This window comes from Roseivirga ehrenbergii (assembly GCF_001593005.1).
Classification (GTDB): domain Bacteria; phylum Bacteroidota; class Bacteroidia; order Cytophagales; family Cyclobacteriaceae; genus Roseivirga; species Roseivirga ehrenbergii.
This window is the reverse complement of sequence record NZ_LQZQ01000028.1, coordinates 1-473: the sequence shown is the minus strand read 5'-3', so window position 1 is coordinate 473 and position 473 is coordinate 1. Positions and strand designations below refer to the sequence as shown.

1 pseudogene is annotated in these 473 nt (G+C 41.0%); it reads right to left on the bottom strand.

Annotated features, from left to right (window positions below):
* Positions 1-336: pseudogene (locus MB14_RS10205) on the bottom strand (RagB/SusD family nutrient uptake outer membrane protein); the annotation flags it as partial.
* Positions 337-473: the final 137 nt, after the last annotated feature.

The window sequence follows — 473 nt, the reverse complement described above, 5'->3', positions numbered from 1 at the left end:
AGTCTGATTTACCAAAGAACTCGTGTTAGATCTGTGCTCAAGCCATTGGTGAACGGCAATAAACCAACCAGAACCTCTTTGAGGGTTAACTACATCTTGTCCTAAGAAATCATAGTTGATCATGTGGTCACCATAGCCTCCTGCTTCGTCTTGAGAGCCACCAGATCCATACATATAGCGGTGAATTCCTTCCAAAGCAGCTCTTTGGTTAACAATAGTGCTCAGTACTTCATCAGCTCCAAGCTGATCGGTAGGGGCAGTTTCTAGGTATTCTTCATTACATGAGCTTATAGCCAGTACAATGAAGAGTAAAATTATTTTTGAAATATATTTCATTGTCTTTGTTTTAGAAGTTTAGGTTAACGCCCAAGGTTAATACTCTTGAAGGAGGGTAAAGACCTGCGTCCTGCGTTCCGTTGAATGTTTCCATAGGGTTCAATCCTTTTCTTGCGCTCACGAAGAATAGGTTTTCA